The sequence below is a fragment of the Marivita sp. genome (assembly GCF_020055635.1).
Lineage (GTDB): Bacteria > Pseudomonadota > Alphaproteobacteria > Rhodobacterales > Rhodobacteraceae > Marivita.
This window is the reverse complement of record NZ_JAIPUT010000013.1, coordinates 40,029-57,040: the sequence shown is the minus strand read 5'-3', so window position 1 is coordinate 57,040 and position 17,012 is coordinate 40,029. Positions and strand designations below refer to the sequence as shown.

Genomic DNA, 17,012 nt, shown 5'->3' with positions numbered 1-17,012 from the left:
GGAAATGCAACCGCCCCCGTGGCCTGTCGGGCTCAGGCGCCCCAGATATAGATCGAGGCGAAGAGGAACAGCCAGACCACATCGACGAAGTGCCAGTACCATGCCGCGGCCTCGAAGCCGACATGGTTCTCCGGCGTGAAATGGCCGCGCAGCACCCGCATCAGGCAGACGAACAGGAAGATCGTGCCGATCACCACATGCGCGCCGTGAAAGCCCGTCGCCATGAAGAAGTTGGCGCCATAGATATTGCCCGAGAAGCCGAAACCGGCATGGGTGTATTCATAGATCTGGAAGGCCGTGAACAGCGCACCCAGCCCAATCGCTATGGCAAGCCCGGACTTGATGTCCTTGCGGTTGTTCTCATGCACCAGCGCATGGTGCGCCCATGTCGCCGCCGCACCCGAACACAACAGGATCAGCGTGTTGATCAACGGCAGGTGCCAGGGGTCGAAGGTCTCGATCCCCGCCGGGGGCCATTGGCCGTCCACCGCAGGGCTTTCGGGGCCCATCGGGTACATGGCGTGCTTGAAGAAGCTCCAGAACCATGCCGCGAAGAACATGACCTCGGACATGATGAACATGATGAAGCCATAGCGCAGGCCGATGCGCACGACCGGGGTGTGATCGCCGGCCTGGTTCTCGGCCACTGTGTCCGACCACCAGCCGAACATGACGTAAAGCACGCCGACAAATCCGATCAGGAACACCCATGGCTGGTTGTTCGCCACTTGCGGCGACATCCAGAGGACCGCGCCGAACAGCATGACAAATCCCGACAAGGAGCCCAGGAACGGCCAGATCGAGGGGTTCAGGATGTGGTAATCGTGGTTTTTTTCATGTGCCATCTTGGTCTTTATCCCTCGTGGAAGGCTCAGTTCTGTTTTGTATCGGTTTCGCCGGCCTGATCAAGGGCGGCGTGGTCTTGGGGCATGTCGATCTCGTAAAAAGTATAGGACAGCGTGATCGTATGAACGAGCTTCGCGTCCCGGTCATCGACCATTTCGGGATCGACATAGAAAGTCACCGGCATCTCGACGCGCTCGCCGGGCTGCAACACCTGTTCCTGAAAGCAGAAACAGTCGATCTTGGTAAAGAAGAGACCCGCCTCGAAGGGCGTCACGTTATAGCTCGACTGCCCGGCGATGGGGCGGTCGGTGGGGTTGTAAGCCTCGTAGAAGGCCAGCCCGGTCTCGCCGATGCGCACTTCCATCTCGCGCTGCATGGGCTTGAATTCCCATGGGAAGTCCCGCTCCTTGCTCGCGTCGAACCGCACTTTCACGGTGCGATCCAGAATTTCGTCCGAGCCCGAGGTCGCGGTGTTCGTCGAGCCGCCATACCCGGTGACGCGACAGAACCAGTCATAAAGCGGCACCGCCGCCCAGCCCAGCGCCCCCATGGTCAGCACCACCGCGACCAGGGAAATCACCGTCTTGTTTATGCTGCTCAGCCGCATCAGTCCCGCGCCTCGCTTGTGGGTTGCATGGTGAAATCGTCGGTCGTGACCTTGACCATGGTCAGACCGAACAGGAGCACGACAAACGACGCCAGCACCAGTCCCAGGCCAAGGTTCCGGCGAAACCGGCGCTTGTGAAGGTCATGTTCCACGCGAAAGTTCATGTCTTACCAGCCCCCCAGCCCATAGGGCACCAGCGCCGCTTCCAGCGCGATCGCCCCGAAATGCAGGAACAGATAGTAAAGCGACAGGCGGAAAAACCGCTTTTCGACAGCATAGCCATCAGCCTCGGCCGCGTCCTCGTCACGCCGCCAGATGCGCAGCGCACCAATCAGGAACAGGGCGTTCAACACCAGAGCCACCGCCAGGTAAAGCGGCCCGCCCACGGCGGTAAAGCCCGTGCCCACCGCCAGTGCGGCCAGCAGGATCGTGTAGACCAGGATATGCACGCGGGTGACGCGGCGGCCATGGGTGACCGTCAGCATCGGCACACCCGCATTTTCGTAATCCGAGCGCATGAACAGCGCCAGCGCCCAGAAATGCGGCGGCGTCCACATGAAGATCAGCGCGAACATCAGCACCGATTCCACGCTGACAGAGCCGGTCGCGGCGGCCCAGCCGATCATCGGCGGAAACGCCCCTGCGGCGCCGCCGATAACGATGTTCTGCGGCGTCCAGCGCTTGAGCCACATGGAATAGATGACGACATAGAAGAAGATGGTGAAGGCCAACAGCGCCGCCGCGACAAGATTGGTCGCCAGCGCCAGCATCACCACCGCGAACCCCGCCAGCGCGATACCGAAGGCAAACGCCTCGTCAGCCGAAATCCTGCCCGCCGGGATCGGCCGGGACCGCGTGCGCTTCATCACACGGTCGATATCGGCATCCCACCACATGTTAAGTGCGCCCGACGCGCCCCCGCCCACGGCGATGAACAGGATCGCGGCAAAGCCGACCACCGGATGCACACCAACCGGCGCGGCCAGAAGGCCGACCAGCGCGGTAAACACCACCAGCGTCATCACCCGCGGCTTGAGCAGCGCGAAATAATCGCCGAAGTCCGCCTCGCCGGTCTGGCTGGTCACTGTGTTGAGACTTGCGTCGCTCATCCTGGTCTCCGGGTTCGGATCGTGTCAGGCATCGCTGCGGATGCTGCGGGGCGCGCATCACCGCGCCCCTGGCTGTCATGTCAGTCGGCCGAAGCCACCTGCACCGCGCGCGGCGTGCCGGCATATTCGTTGATCGCCCCGTCCAGCCAGCGGTCGTAATCCTCCTGGCTCACCACCTTCACGGTGATCGGCATATAGGCATGGTCCTTGCCGCAAAGCTCGCTGCACTGGCCGAAATAGATGCCTTCCTTCTCGGCGTTGAACCACAGTTCCGCCAGACGGCCCGGCACCGCGTCCTGCTTGACGCCGAAAGCGGGGATCGTCCAGCTGTGGATCACGTCGGCGCCGGTCACCTGCATGACGACGGTCTTGTTCACCGGCACCACGACGGCGGTATTGGTCGCCAGCAGGTATTCATCCTGACTGTAGCCGTATTCCTCAAGCTCGTCGCGCGCCAGCATGAAGCTGTCGAAGGCGAAATCGTGATCGGTGTATTCATAGCCCCAGTACCACTGGTAGCCTGTCACCTTGATGTTGATGTCGGCCTCGGGAATTTCCTGCTGCTTGAACAGCACCGGCAGCGAGAACGCGCCGATAAAGACCAGGATCACGATCGGCACCACCGTCCAGGCGATCTCGAGCGGCGAATTGTGGGTAAAGCTGGCCGAATTCGGGTTCCGGCGGCGATTGTAGCGCACGATCACGATGGCGAGCAGCACACAGACGAAAATGGTGATCGCGGTGATGATTACCAGAATCATCCCGTCCAGCCACTGCAGGTCGCGGGCCAGTTCGGTCGCGGCGGGCTGAAAGCCCATGCCGCCATCCTTGGGCGCGCCGATGATTTCAAGACCATCCTGCGCATGCGCGGGATTGAAGGAAACGGCGGCCATCGCGGCCAATAGGCTAAGGAATCGTCGCATTTTGCACCTTGCTCGGTTGAAGCGGTCGTATTGTATTTTGCAGCATCGGATCCGGTAAACGCGGAATCCCGTTGTTTCACCGACGCTAGAAACCATATTCTGACACGGCAGACAAGAAAGACCGTTGCGGCAAACGGACGCTTTTTTTGATTTAGATCAAATTCCAATGTCGCACCCTATCAAGGAAGACAACCCATGACTGACGCCGCCTTTCGCCCCTTCGAGACGATGCTCGACCGCGACGCCGCCCTTTCGCGGCTGCGCGAAGCGACCGCCGGCGCCGATGATGGCGAACTGTTTCTGGAGCGTCGCCAGTCGGAATCGCTGGTCTTCGATGACGGGCGCGTCAGAACCGCATCCTTTGACGCCGGGCAGGGTTTCGGGCTGCGCGCGGTGCGCGGCGAGGTGGCGGGCTATGCACATTCCTCGGATATTTCAGAACCCGCGCTGGCCCGCGCGGTCGAAACCGCGCGCCTTGCCGTGGGCGATGGTGGCGGCACCATGGCGCCGCCACCGGCGCGCACCAATCGCCATCTTTACACTGATGCCGACCCGATCGCGGGCGCGGATTTCCCTGTCAAGCTCGAGACCCTGCGCGAGATCGACGCCTTCGCGCGTGGCCTCGATGCGCGTGTGGTGCAGGTGACGGCCTCGCTGGCGGCCTCGCATCAGGAGGTGGTGATCCTGCGCGCCGATGGCAGCGAAGTCACCGATTCCCGCCCGATGGTGCGGGTCAATGTCTCGGTCATCGTCGAACAGGACGGGCTGCGCGAATCCGGCACAGCGGGTGGCGGCGGGCGGGTCGGCCTTGACGGGCTGATCGACCCCGCCGACTGGCAGGCCAAGACCCATGAGGCGCTGCGCATCGCGCTGGTGAACCTGCGCGCCGAACCCGCCCCGGCGGGGGTGATGGACGTGGTGCTTGGCCCCGGCTGGCCCGGCATCCTGCTGCACGAGGCCATCGGCCACGGGCTTGAGGGGGATTTCAACCGCAAGGGCAGCTCCGCCTTTGCCGGGCTGATGGGCCAGCGCATCGCCGCGCCCGGCGTCACGGTGCTGGACGATGGCACGATTCCCGACCGGCGCGGCTCGATCACCGTCGATGACGAGGGCACGCCCAGCGCCCGCAACACCCTGATCGAGGATGGCATTCTGGTGGGCTTCATGCAGGATCGCCAGAACGCCCGCCTGATGGGGGTCGAACCCACCGGCAACGGGCGACGCGAAAGCTATGCCCATGCACCCATGCCGCGCATGACCAATACCTACATGCTGGGCGGCGATGCCGACCCCGCCGACATCCTCGCCGATCTTCATGACGGGATCTACGCGGTGGGCTTTGGCGGCGGGCAGGTGGATATCACCAACGGCAAGTTCGTCTTTTCCTGCACCGAGGCCTACCGCGTGAAGAACGGCAAGGTCGGCGCGCCGGTCAAGGGCGCCACGCTGATCGGCGATGGCGCCACCGCGCTTCAGCAGATTCGCGCGCTTGGCAATGACATGGCGCTCGATCCGGGCATGGGCAATTGCGGCAAGGCCGGCCAATGGGTGCCGGTGGGCGTGGGCCAGCCGACGGTGATGATCGGCGGCCTGACCGTGGGCGGCTCGGCGGCGGGCTGATCGCCTGCTCCTGCGCGCGCCCCTTCAATAATACCAAACCCGCCAGCCTGCGGCAGGCATCCTTGCTGATGCTTTGCCACGGCGCGCGGCGCGTTCATGATTCACCCGGCCTGCGCGGCCACCGATATCCGCACCGACGCGATACCGATGCAATGCCGAGGTGATACCGACAGTATTTTCATGTCGTCAGAGAAAATAATTAATGCTTGATTTCAACATGTTGACATAATTCTCGTCAATAAACGCGACTCGCCCGGTTTCGGTTTACCAGCCATTAACCACCGCTGCGCATAGTGGGTTTGCAAGCAGGCGGAGCGGCGATGTCTGAAGACCCACATCCTTCCACTCACCCCCCACTCCCACCCACCACGGAAGATGATCGGGTGTCGTGGCTTCGCCTCTTGCGCTCACACCGGGTCGGTCCCGCGACTTTCCTGCGGCTGCTGGGCGAACATGGCTCGGCAGATTCCGCGCTCGCGGCTTTGCCCGAGGTCGCCCGCGCCGCCGGGGTCAAGGACTATACCCCCTGCCCCGAGGCGGTCGCGATGGGCGAACTGCGCGCCGCCAAGGCCGCTGGTGCGCAGATGATATGCATGGGCGAACCCGGCTATCCTGCTGATCTGCAACAGATTCCCGATGCGCCGCCGCTTCTCTGGGCGATTGGCGATCCCGATATTCTCAAGCGCCCGATGATCGCGCTGGTGGGCGCGCGCAACGCGTCGTCGCTGGGGCTGCGCATGGCACGCGCGCTGGCCGCCGATCTGGCGGCCGAGGGGCTTGTCGTGGTCTCGGGGCTGGCGCGCGGCATCGACACCGCCGCCCATACTGCCACCCGCGAAACCGGCACCGTCGCCATCATGGCCGGGGGTGTCGACGTGATGTATCCGGCCGAAAACGCGCGCCTTGCCGAAGACATCGCCAAGACCGGCCTGCGCCTTTCGGAACAGCCCATGGGCATGGCCCCGCAAGCACGCCATTTTCCTCGCAGAAACAGGATCATAAGCGGTATCTCCAAGGCTGTCGTGGTGGTCGAGGCAGCCGCGAAATCCGGCTCGCTGATTACCGCACGCATGGCGCTTGATCAGGGGCGCGAGGTGCTGGCGGTGCCCGGCCATCCCTTCGATGCGCGCGCCGCCGGGTGCAACATGCTGATCCGCGACGGCGCCCTTCTGGTGCGCCGCGCCGCCGACGTGACAGAGGCGCTGCCAGCCGCCCCGCGCCCCGCCGCGGCACAGGCCGAAATGCCACTGGCACCAACGGCCCCTGCCTTGCCTGCGCCCCCTGCCGCGCCACCGCGCGACAGCCGCAGCCTGCACGACACGGCCTTGCTGCACAGCCGGATCCTTGACCGGCTCGGCCCCTCTCCCCTGGCCGAGGATCAACTGATCCGCGACCTTGCCGTGCCCGCCAATGCCGTCACGCCGGTGCTCACCGACCTCGAACTGGACGGTCGCATCCGCCGCCAACCCGGCGGCCTGTTGTCGCGGGTCTGACCCGGCCCCGACGCGCCTGCGCGCGCCGAGCAGTCCTTTGCCAACGCCCCTGAGGCCATCGCTGCCTTGGGGCGCATTGACAAAGCCTCTTGTAAGCCCACATGTTCCGCCGCCATAAGTCTCGACCCGAGTCGAAAGGAGTCTCCATGCCCGTCGTCGTTGTCGAATCCCCGGCCAAGGCCAAGACAATAAACAAGTATCTGGGATCCGACTACACGGTTCTGGCGTCTTACGGGCATGTGCGCGACCTGCCCGCCAAGGATGGTTCGGTCGATCCCGAACATGATTTTGACATGAAATGGGAGATCGGAAACGACTCGCGCAAACACGTCAAGGCGATCGCCGACGCGCTCAAGGATGACCAGAACCTGATCCTCGCCACCGACCCCGACCGCGAGGGCGAGGCGATCAGTTGGCACCTCGAAGAGGCGCTGCGCAAGCGCAAGGTGATCAAGGCCGACACCAAGGTCAGCCGCGTGGTGTTCAACGCCATCACCAAGACAGCCGTGACCGAGGCGATGCAGAATCCCCGCGACGTGGATCGCGACCTGGTCGAAGCCTACCTGGCGCGCCGCGCGCTGGATTATCTTGTCGGGTTCAACCTCAGCCCGGTGCTCTGGCGCAAGCTGCCGGGCGCGAAATCGGCCGGGCGCGTGCAATCGGTCTGCCTGCGCCTGATCGTCGAGCGCGAGATGGAGATCGAGGCCTTCCGCGCCCGTGAATACTGGTCCGTCAAGGCCCTGATGGCCACGCCGCGCGGTCAGGAATTCGAGGCCCGCCTGACGGTTCTGGCCGGCAAGAAACTGGAACGCTACGACCTCGAGAACGGCACCCAGGCGGAGCTCGCAGTGCAGGCGATCGAGTCGCGCGACATGAGCGTCAAGTCGGTCGAGGCCAAGCCCGCCTCGCGCAACCCCGCCCCGCCCTTCATGACATCCACCCTCCAGCAGGAGGCCAGCCGCAAGTTCGGCATGGGCGCCCGCCAGACCATGAGCGCGGCGCAGCGGCTCTATGAAGCGGGCTACATCACCTATATGCGGACCGACGGCATCGACATGGCCCCCGAGGCCGTCATGGCGGCGCGTGACGCGATCAAGGACCGCTTCGGCGAGGCCTATGTCCCCAAATCGCCGCGTATGTACAAGAACAAGGCCAAGAACGCGCAGGAAGCGCATGAATGTATCCGCCCCACCGACATGACGCGCGACGCCAAGGCGATCCGCACCACCGATGCCGATCAGCGCAAGCTCTATGACCTGATCTGGAAACGCACCCTCGCCTGCCAGATGGAAGGCGCAAGGCTGGAGCGCACCACCGTCGATATCGGCAGCCGCGACGATCAGGTCGAGCTGCGCGCCACCGGGCAGGTTGTCCTGTTCGACGGTTTTCTGCGCATCTATGAAGAGGGGCGCGACGATCAGGCCGTCGATGACGACGACAAGCGCCTGCCCCAGATCACCCAGGGGGAGCCCGCCGAAAAGCGCGGCGTCACCCCCGAGCAACATTTCACCCAGCCCCCGCCGCGCTATACCGAGGCGACGCTGGTCAAGAAGATGGAAGAGCTGGGCATCGGGCGGCCCTCGACCTATGCCAGTATCGTCACCACGATCCAGGATCGCGAATATGTCCGCAAGGACAAGAACCGCCTGATCCCCGAAGACAAGGGCCGGATCGTCACGATCTTCCTGCTCAACTTCTTTCGCAAATATGTCGGCTACGAATTCACCGCCAATCTCGAGGACGAACTGGACAAGGTCAGCGCGGGCGATCTCGACTACAAGCAGGTGCTCAACCGGTTCTGGCGTGATTTCTCGGCGGCGATCGCCGAAACGTCCGAACTGAGGATCACCGAAGTTCTGGACATACTCGACGATGCGCTTGCACCGCAGCTTTATCCGCCGCGCGAGGATGGCAGCGATCCGCGCGCCTGCCCGCTCTGCGGCGAAGGCAGCCTGCATCTCAAGACCTCGCGCACCGGCGGTTTCGTGGGCTGTTCACGCTATCCCGAATGCCGCTACACCCGCCCGATCGGCGGCGAGGGGGCCGAGGGCGGCGACAGGGTGCTGGGCGAGGACGCAGGCGACGAGATCAGCCTGCGTTCGGGCCGGTTCGGCCCCTATGTGCAGCGTGGCGAAGTCACCGAAGACAACAAGAAGCCGCCCCGCGCCAGCCTGCCCAAGGGCTGGAGCCCAGACGACATGGACCTGGAAAAGGCCCTGATGCTGCTGAGCCTCCCGCGCGAGATCGGCCCGCATCCCGAGGATGGCGAGCCGGTCGAGGCCGGCATCGGGCGCTATGGCCCCTATGTGAAGCATGGCCGCCTTTACGCCAACCTGAAAGACCCCGATGACGTCTTTACCATCGGCATGAACCGCGCGGTCGAGGAACTGGCCAAGAAAGCCGCCTCGCGCGGGAAGGGGCGCGCCACCGCCAAGGCGCTCAAGGAACTGGGCGAGCATCCCGAAAGCGGCGGCGCGGTGAACGTGATGGATGGCCGCTATGGCCCCTATGTGAAATGGGACAAGATCAACGCCACCCTGCCCAAGGGGACCGACCCCGGGGACGTGACCATGGACATGGCCGTGCAGCTGATCGCCGAGAAGGCCGGCAAGAAGGGCAAGGGCCGCGCCAAGGCGGCCCCCCGCAAGAAGGCCGCCGCCAAGAAATGAGGGGGCGCGCTACGTAAAGCCATACGTAGTAACCCTAGTGGAGTGGATTTGCGGGCCGGGGTCGTTGACTTTGGCCCGCCTCGCGCCCCATACCGTGGACAGACAGGTTTTCGAGGAGGATCCCGTGATGAAAAAGGTCTATGGCAATGCGACCGAGGCCCTGGACGGACTTTTGCGCGACGACATGCTGATCGCCGCGGGCGGCTTTGGCTTGTGCGGCATTCCGGAGCTGTTGCTGGAAGCGATCAAGGAAAGCGGCGTCAAGGACCTGACCTTCGCCTCGAACAATGCGGGCATTGACGATTTCGGCATCGGCATCCTGTTGCAGACCCGCCAGGTGCGCAAGATGCTCAGCTCTTATGTGGGCGAAAACGCCGAATTCATGCGCCAGTATCTGTCGGGTGAACTGGAGCTGGAATTCAACCCGCAAGGCACGCTGGCCGAGCGGATGCGCGCCGGGGGCGCGGGTATTCCGGGCTTCTACACAAAGACCGGCGTCGGCACGCAGGTGGCCGAGGGCAAGGAACACAAGGATTTCGACGGCGAGACCTATGTTCTGGAACGCGGCATCTTCGCCGATCTGAGCATCGTCAAGGCCTGGAAGGCCGACACGACCGGGAACGCGATCTTTCGCAAGACCGCGCGCAACTTCAATCCGCCCGCGGCGATGTGCGGCAAGGTCTGCGTGATGGAAGTCGAGGAAATCGTCGAACCGGGCGAGCTGGACCCCGATCACATCCACCTGCCCGGCATCTATGTGCACCGTCTGATCCAGGGCGAGCACGAGAAGCGCATCGAGCAACGCACCACCCGCGCGGCCTGAGCCGGGGGCGGCGGGGATGCGTTCGCCCTATCAGGATCTGCCGGAGCGCGCCTTCTGGCGCAGCTGCGTCGGGCGCGACGATGACGCGGCGCTGGCGCAACTTTGGGCGCCCAAGGCGGGGATCACGCGCCAGACCGCGCTGATGACGATCGGAAGCTGCTTTGCCCAGCATCTGCATCGCGCGCTGGTGCGCGGCGGCTGGCATGTGCTGCAAGGCGAGGACATGTCCGCGCATATGCCCACAAACCTGTGCCACCGCTTCGGCTATAACCTGTTTTCGGGGCGCTATGGCAATGTCTATACCGCGCGCCAGTTCCGCCAGCTGATCGAACAGGCGCTGTCGCCCGATCCGGTGCCTGCACCGATATGGGAGCGCCAGGGGCGGTTCTTTGATGCGCTGCGCCCGACGGTCGAACCCGAAGGTCTGGGCCATCCCGACGAGGTCGCACAAAGCCGCAAGGAGCATCTTGGGGCGGTGCGCGCGGTGCTGGAAAACACCGAATGCATCATTGTGACCCTGGGGCTGACCGAAAGCTGGATCGACACCGCCAGCGGCTATGCCCTGCCCACGGCCCCGGGCACAGTGGCGGGCGATCACGACCCCGCCTGCGAGACATTCCACAACTTCACCCACGGCGAAGTTCTGGAGGACCTCAAGGCCAGCCGCGACCTGCTGCGCGCCGCCGGACTGCCCGCGCGTTTCATTCTGACAGTGTCGCCGGTGCCGCTGGTGGCGACGGCGGGCGGCGATCATGTCGCCTCGGCCACCGCCTATTCCAAGGCGGTGCTGCGCGCGGTCTGCGGCGAGTTGCAGATGAGCGATCCCGATTTCGACTATTTCCCCGCCTATGAGATCATCACCACCACCATTGCGCGCGGCCCTTACCTGGATCAGTTCGCACGCCAGCCCACCGATGACGGCGTGCAACTGGTGCTGCGGGCGTTCTCGCTTGCGCTTGGCGCGGGCGATACGGCCGGAAAGGGCCCTGAAGACAGCCCCGCCATCCCTCCGGTCCCTGTCCCGGCACCCGCCGACGATGACACGATCTGCGAGGAAATCCTGCTGGAGGCGTTCCGCAAATGACGCGCGTGGCGATCATCGGCAATTCGCATATCGGCGCCTACATGATGGCGCGCGAGGCGATAGAGGTGGCGTTTCCCACGCTGGAGCTGTCCTTCTTTGCCCTGCCGCGCCACAGCTTCGCCTCATGCCATTATGACGAAAGCGGCGTCCTGATCGCCCGCGAACCTGCCGCCGAGGGCCTGCCCGACCGGATCGACCTGAGCGAGCAGGATCACATCCTTCTGGCCGGTCAAAGCTTTGCCATCAGCGGTCTGAGCCGCATGATCGAAGATTTCGATATTCTGGGGCTGCCCGCGCGCGGGCGCGCGCGGAGCGTATCATGGGCGCTGCTGGAAGAATTCCTGGACTTCCGGATCGAGCGCCACTGCCAGAAACTTGCGCGCTTCCTGCGCGGCGATCCCCGCTGCGTCGTGGCGCCCACGCCGTTTCCCGCCGACGGTGCGGCGGATCTGCCCGAACAGGCCGCCGGTTGGCTGCACCACCCGGCCGCCGCAGCGTTGATCGGGCTTTGGTCCAAAACGGTGGCCTTTCACATGTCGGGTCTTCCTTATGGTTATATGCCCCAGCCCGACCACCTGATCGAAAGCCCCGGCCGCAGCGCCGCCGCCCATGCGCGCGCCGCGGCCCTCGGTCCGGACAAGACCCCGTCGGCACCCGACTACACCCATATGAATTCCGACTACGGCTTCGCGCATTTCGAAGCCTTCGCACGGCAATGGCTGGGCCTTGAGCCCGAATGCCGCACTCACTCACCCCGAAAGGAGTATGACCATGGCTTGGGACCGTAATGAAATGGCCGCCCGCGCGGCACAGGAACTCGAAGACGGCACCTATGTGAATCTCGGCATCGGAATCCCGACGCTGGTGCCCAACTATATCCCCGAGGGCGTGCATGTGACGCTGCAGTCCGAGAACGGCATGCTGGGCATGGGCCCCTTCCCCACCGATGACGGGGTCGATCCCGACCTGATCAACGCGGGCAAGCAGACCATCACCGAACTGCCACATACATCCTATTTTGACAGCGCCACCAGCTTTGGCATGATCCGCGGCGGCAAGATTGCCATGGCGATCCTGGGCGCGATGGAAGTGGCCGAGAACGGTGACCTGGCCAACTGGATGATCCCCGGCAAGCTGGTCAAGGGCATGGGCGGCGCGATGGATCTGGTCGCAGGCGTGCGCCGCGTGGTGGTGGTGATGGATCACACCAACAAGCACGGCGACAGCAAGCTGCTCAAGGCATGCACGCTTCCGCTGACCGGGACCGGCGTGGTGAACCGGATCATCACCAATCTCGGCGTGCTCGATGTGGTCGATGGCGGACTGAAGATCGTCGAATGTGCCAGCGGCGTCACCGAAGAAGAGCTGCGCGCGGCCACCGAAGCGACGATCGTATGACCGGCCCGGCGCGGGCTCAGTTCATCGCAAGATTGAGCGCACAGCCATCCGAGATCAGCTCGGGCCGCGTCTTGCACAGCCCGCTGGCCACCTGAAAGGCGGCCAGCACCTTGGGCACGTAGTCGCGCGTTTCCGCGAAGGGCGGCACGCCCTTATGGGCCTTCACCGCGTTCTCGCCCGCGTTGTAGCCGGCCAGCGCGAGCACCGCATCACCGCCGAATTCGGCCAGCAACCAATCAAGATAAGCCACCCCCCCGCGAATGTTCTGCGCGGGCGACAGGCTGTCCTCCACCCCGAAGCGGCGCGCGGTGTCGGGCATGAGCTGCATCAGCCCCTGCGCGCCCTTATGGCTTTCGGCGCTGCGCTGACCCGCGGATTCCACCGCTATGACCGCAAGAACCAGCGCCGGGGATACCTTGGTGCCGATGGTCGCGCGCAGCACATGTTCACCCTCGGAACGCGCGATGCCCTGAATGGTCTGCAAGCGCGGCCCCTTGACCGAAGCGCCCCCCGGACCGCCCGAAAGACTGACCAGCGCTTCGCGCAGCCGTGCGGTGCCGTCGGTGTCGATCCCGGGCGAGACCCTGTCCCAGAACCATGCGTAGCTCGAGACCGGCGCGGCGGGCGCGGGCGATGCCGCAGCAGACGCCGATGCGCTTTCCGGCGGGGATTCGGCTTCGGGTTCGATCTGAACGGTGATGCGCTTGCTCGTGCCGGCTTTGGGCGGCTTGCTCATCTTGAAGGTGAACTCGGGAAATGGCGGCGGGTCGCCCGCAAGCGCCGGCACGGGCAGACAAGCCGCCGCGCCAAATGCGAGGAGTGCGATGAATTTCATGGGCTTGTTCTGCTCTGCCACTTCTTTTGAAGAGGAGTATCGCAAAAGAACGCGAATTTTTCCAGAATTGTCTGGAAAAGAGAAACGCCCGAGGGGCCAGCATACCCCGAATTCACCTGGAATCGGCATTTTTCATCAAACTGCGATTACATTAAATACATAAATTCCAGCATCTTAACACTTAACCATGGAAAAACCCCGTCATTCACCAAAAACGTTCTAATCGCGCCAAATTCCTGCCCGAATTGGAGGGCTTTATGTGGTCATACCGCAAGGGAACAGGGCCAAGAGAGAGGCGGCCTTGAGAAGGCTCAAGCGGTTGTAACATGTAAGACACTGATCCTTTGGAGGGACCAACCATGATCAAATTCATCAACAACTTCTGCAAAGAAGAAGACGGCGCCGTGACAGTTGACTGGGTCGTTCTGACCGCAGCAGTCGTGGGCCTGGGCGTTGCCGGCGTTGCCACCGTGAAAGGTGGCGTTGACAGCCTGGCAGGCAATGTCGAGACCGCACTGAGCGGCGGCAGCGTCATCAGCCTTGGCACGCTGGGCCAAGAATAATCTTTTGCCATCCGGCATTTGTTAAACAAATCTGGCCGCAAAACCGTTTTGCGGCCAGATTTCTTTGAGAGGCCATCAACCGTCGAGCGGCTGAACTAGGCACGCAAACGGCGCACCCAAGACCAAAGGAACGTGCCATGACCAAGTTCTTCAAGAAATTCGCCTTGGACACCGAGGGTGCCGTGACCGTCGATTGGGTGGTGCTGACGGCCACCGTCGTTGGCCTTGGGATCGGGGTGGTCGCCGTGCTTCTGAACGGCAGCAACGCCTTGGGTTCGAAGCTTGCTGATTCCATGGCGAATGCGGAAGTCAACCAACTGGATCTGGAGTGACCGGATATCCGGGCGGATTGCGCGAATGACAAGATCGGCTGATGCCAGCGCGCGTCGGCCTTTTTTGATGCGCGGCGTCATGAACCGAACAGGTCCGGGCAATCGCGAGTGATCCCGAAACAATCACCGCCTTTCCCTGATTTCGCCACAATAAACTGCTCAATTCAGCCTTGCCGACGGGTGCCTTGCGCCCTGAGCGGCGAGAGAAACAGAAAGGACGGGCAATGCGACTGGTATTTGGACTGGTACTCATCCTGGGTCTCGGCCTTGCGGGCTTTGCTGTCTACATGGCCAAGAGTTACATTCAGAGCTATCAGACACAGCTGGCGCTTGAACGCTCACAGCGCGCGCCGCAGATCGAAACCATAGAGGTGGCTGTTGCCAACAAGCCCTTGAAATATGGCGACAGAATCCCGCTTGACGCGGTGCGGATGGTGAAATTCCCGAAGAACGCACTGCCAGAAGGCGCGTTTACCACCGCCGAGGCGCTTTTCCCCAACGGCAAGGACGAGTTGCGCGCGGTGCGGCGTGCCATGGAAAAGAACGAGGCGATCCTGGAGGCCAAGGTCACGAAGCCGGGCGCGGATGCGGGCATTTCGGACCAGCTCGGGCCGGGGATGCGGGCTTTCGCCATCAAGGTCGATGTTGCCAGCGGCGTGTCGGGTTTCCTGCGTCCGGGCGACCATGTCGATGTCTACTGGACCGGGCGTGTGCGCGGCAATGGCGTGCGCACCGAGGGTGACTCGTTCGGTGAGGTCACAAAGCTTATCCAGACCGGCGTGCGCCTGATCGCGGTTGACCAGATGTCGGATGAAAACACCACGAAAGCGATCATCGCGCGCACCGTGACGGTGTCCGCCAAGCCGCAGGATGTCGCAGCCCTTGCGCAAGCTCAGGCAACCGGGCGACTGGCATTGTCGCTGGTCGGAGTCAGGGACGAGACCGTGGCAGAGGTGATCGAAGTCGACCAGCGCCGCCTGCTTGGCCTGTCCGAGGTCGAAGAGGCGCCGGAACCCGAGCGCGCAGAGGTCTGCACCATCCGGACGCGCCGCGGCTCGGAAGTGATCGTGAGCCAGATTCCATGCACGAACTGAGGGGCAACGCGCCTGCTACCCTGGAGGGCGCCTGCTTTGCGGGCGCCCTTTTCGCATGGGTCGGCAGCATTTGGGTCACAATCCAGACAAATCTCGGCAGAAATGCGTTGATTCTTGAAAAATTTCGCGAACTGACGCAGAGTGGCGTCAAATGCGGGCAGCAAGACCCGTTGGATTGAGGCGTGATCGGAAAGGCAGGTCACATGATAAACGCAGGCTTCTTCAAAGCCGCCCTTCTCGGGCTGGCGATTGTTTTCAGTAATTTTGTCAGTGAGTTGCACGCAGAAAACCTACAAGTGGTGCGCAAGGGCGCGAACCGTGATCTCGTCGTCACGATGAACCGTGCCGTCGTCGTCGAAAGCGACGTGCCCTTCGCCGAACTCAGCATTGCCAATCCTTCGATCGCGGATTTCTCGACTCTGTCGGATCGCACGATCTACATTCTCGGCAAGGCGCCGGGTCGCACGACCCTGACCCTTCTGGACGAGACCGGCAAGCTGATCACGAATGTCGAGGTCCATGTCTCGACCGATGTGTCCGAATTCAAGGAACGTATCCAGCAGATCCTGCCCAACGAGCGGATCGAGGTGCGCACGGCCAATGACGGCATCGTGCTGTCGGGCAGCGTTTCAAGCACAGCACGCATGGAGCGCGCATTGGCGCTGGCCGAACGCTATGCGCCCGAGCGGGTCTCGAACCTGATGGTGGTGTCGGGCAATCAGCAGGTCATGCTCAAGGTGCGCTTTGCCGAAATGCAGCGCAGCGTGTCCAAACAGCTCTCCACTTCTCTGGCGGTCGACGCGCTTGGCGCGACCGGCCGGGGCGCGGCGCTTGCCGGAAGCAATCTTTCGTCCTTCGGAACCACCGCCCCGGGCGTTTCGGCCGGCAACGACGCCGGTGCGGCGTTCTTCGGCTTCGATGTGGGCTCGGTGGAAATCGGCATCCTGATGCAGGCGCTTGAACAGAAGGGCGTCGTGCGCACACTGGCCGAACCCAATCTGACCGCCCTTTCGGGCCAGGAAGCGAAATTCCTTGCGGGCGGTGAATATCCCATTCCCGTCGCTCAGGACAACGATACCACCTCGATCGAGTTCAAGCCCTTCGGCGTCGAGCTGAATTTCGTCCCGCGCGTCGTGGATGACGGTGTCATCAACCTTGAACTGGGTGCGGCCGTCTCTTCGATCGATCCGACCAACGGGATCACTACGGGTTCATTCACCGTCGATGCCTTCCGTCGTCGCGACACCTCGACCACGGTGTCGCTGCGCGATGGCGAGAGCTTTGCGATCGCCGGGCTGTTGCAGGACGATTTCCGCGACACCAATGGACAGGTGCCCTGGCTGGGAGACATCCCGGTTCTTGGCGCCCTGTTCCGCAGCGCGGATTACCAGCGCGCGCAGACCGAACTGGTCATCATCGTCAGCGCACATCTCGTGACCCCGACGCGTGGCGAGGCGCTGGCCCTGCCGACCGACCGGATCAGACTCCCATCCGAGGCCGACCTGTTCCTCAACGGACGCGTGTTGAAGGACAACCAGGCGGGTGGAACCGTTGGCGAAGTCGCGCGACAGGACTTCACCGGCTCTTACGGCTACGTGATGGATTGATCGAAAGGC

The 17,012-nt window shown here is 63.3% G+C and carries 17 protein-coding genes; 11 read left to right on the top strand and 6 right to left on the bottom strand.

Annotated elements, in window-relative coordinates; genetic code table 11:
• Positions 1–32: 32 nt before the first annotated feature.
• The 5 genes from LCF60_RS08840 to coxB all read right to left on the bottom strand — a co-directional run bounded on the left by LCF60_RS08840 (position 33) and on the right by coxB (position 3,485).
• Positions 33–845: a cytochrome c oxidase subunit 3 gene (locus LCF60_RS08840; protein WP_292291203.1), complete on the bottom strand. Its 813-nt coding sequence runs from the start codon at positions 843–845 to the stop codon at positions 33–35.
• A 26-nt stretch (positions 846–871) separates the two neighbouring features.
• On the bottom strand, positions 872–1,453 hold the full coding sequence (locus tag LCF60_RS08835) for a cytochrome c oxidase assembly protein (protein ID WP_292291201.1): 582 nt from the start codon (positions 1,451–1,453) through the stop codon (positions 872–874).
• Positions 1,453–1,605: a hypothetical protein gene (locus LCF60_RS08830; protein WP_292291257.1), complete on the bottom strand. Its 153-nt coding sequence runs from the start codon at positions 1,603–1,605 to the stop codon at positions 1,453–1,455. Before LCF60_RS08830 ends, LCF60_RS08835 begins: the two co-directional genes overlap by 1 nt.
• 15 nt (positions 1,606–1,620) lie before the next feature.
• Positions 1,621–2,562, bottom strand: a complete 942-nt coding sequence (gene cyoE / locus LCF60_RS08825) for a heme o synthase (RefSeq protein ID WP_292291200.1) — start codon at positions 2,560–2,562, stop codon at positions 1,621–1,623.
• A gap of 80 nt (positions 2,563–2,642) precedes the next feature.
• Entirely contained in the window at positions 2,643–3,485 is an 843-nt protein-coding gene (gene coxB, locus LCF60_RS08820) for a cytochrome c oxidase subunit II (RefSeq protein WP_292291199.1), read from the bottom strand.
• Between the two features lie 195 nt (positions 3,486–3,680).
• Between coxB and tldD the strand changes: the two genes are divergently transcribed.
• The 7 genes from tldD to LCF60_RS08785 all read left to right on the top strand — a co-directional run bounded on the left by tldD (position 3,681) and on the right by LCF60_RS08785 (position 12,572).
• Positions 3,681–5,105: a metalloprotease TldD gene (gene tldD, locus LCF60_RS08815; RefSeq protein ID WP_292291198.1), complete on the top strand. Its 1,425-nt coding sequence runs from the start codon at positions 3,681–3,683 to the stop codon at positions 5,103–5,105.
• Positions 5,106–5,425: 320 nt separating this feature from the next.
• Positions 5,426–6,598 (top strand): DNA-processing protein DprA, encoded by a 1,173-nt coding sequence (dprA, locus tag LCF60_RS08810; RefSeq protein WP_292291197.1) that lies wholly within the window; start codon positions 5,426–5,428, stop codon positions 6,596–6,598.
• Positions 6,599–6,744: 146 nt separating this feature from the next.
• Positions 6,745–9,267, top strand: coding sequence for a type I DNA topoisomerase (gene topA / locus LCF60_RS08805; protein ID WP_292291196.1), 2,523 nt, complete (start codon positions 6,745–6,747; stop codon positions 9,265–9,267).
• A gap of 127 nt (positions 9,268–9,394) precedes the next feature.
• A complete protein-coding gene (locus tag LCF60_RS08800) occupies positions 9,395–10,090 on the top strand; it encodes a CoA transferase subunit A (protein ID WP_292291195.1) in 696 nt (231 codons plus the stop codon).
• A gap of 16 nt (positions 10,091–10,106) precedes the next feature.
• Positions 10,107–11,174 (top strand): GSCFA domain-containing protein, encoded by a 1,068-nt coding sequence (locus LCF60_RS08795; protein WP_292291194.1) that lies wholly within the window; start codon positions 10,107–10,109, stop codon positions 11,172–11,174.
• Positions 11,171–11,962 (top strand): hypothetical protein, encoded by a 792-nt coding sequence (locus tag LCF60_RS08790; protein WP_292291192.1) that lies wholly within the window; start codon positions 11,171–11,173, stop codon positions 11,960–11,962. Before LCF60_RS08795 ends, LCF60_RS08790 begins: the two co-directional genes overlap by 4 nt.
• The gene (locus LCF60_RS08785) at positions 11,946–12,572 is read left to right on the top strand and encodes a 3-oxoacid CoA-transferase subunit B (protein WP_292291190.1); all 627 of its coding nucleotides are present in this window, start codon (positions 11,946–11,948) and stop codon (positions 12,570–12,572) included. Before LCF60_RS08790 ends, LCF60_RS08785 begins: the two co-directional genes overlap by 17 nt.
• 16 nt (positions 12,573–12,588) lie before the next feature.
• On the opposite strand, the gene LCF60_RS08780 is transcribed toward LCF60_RS08785, so the two are convergent.
• Positions 12,589–13,407, bottom strand: coding sequence for a lytic transglycosylase domain-containing protein (locus tag LCF60_RS08780; RefSeq protein WP_292291189.1), 819 nt, complete (start codon positions 13,405–13,407; stop codon positions 12,589–12,591).
• Between the two features lie 359 nt (positions 13,408–13,766).
• On the opposite strand from LCF60_RS08780, the gene LCF60_RS08775 reads away from it, so the two are divergent.
• The 4 genes from LCF60_RS08775 to LCF60_RS08760 all read left to right on the top strand — a co-directional run bounded on the left by LCF60_RS08775 (position 13,767) and on the right by LCF60_RS08760 (position 17,003).
• Positions 13,767–13,970 carry a hypothetical protein gene (locus tag LCF60_RS08775; RefSeq protein WP_292291187.1) on the top strand — a complete coding sequence of 68 codons (204 nt, stop codon included), beginning with the start codon at positions 13,767–13,769 and terminating at the stop codon, positions 13,968–13,970.
• A gap of 137 nt (positions 13,971–14,107) precedes the next feature.
• Positions 14,108–14,302, top strand: coding sequence for a hypothetical protein (locus tag LCF60_RS08770; RefSeq protein WP_292291185.1), 195 nt, complete (start codon positions 14,108–14,110; stop codon positions 14,300–14,302).
• Between the two features lie 224 nt (positions 14,303–14,526).
• Positions 14,527–15,396, top strand: coding sequence for a Flp pilus assembly protein CpaB (cpaB, locus tag LCF60_RS08765; RefSeq protein WP_292291183.1), 870 nt, complete (start codon positions 14,527–14,529; stop codon positions 15,394–15,396).
• A 203-nt stretch (positions 15,397–15,599) separates the two neighbouring features.
• Entirely contained in the window at positions 15,600–17,003 is a 1,404-nt protein-coding gene (locus LCF60_RS08760) for a type II and III secretion system protein family protein (protein WP_292291181.1), read from the top strand.
• Positions 17,004–17,012 lie beyond the last annotated feature (9 nt).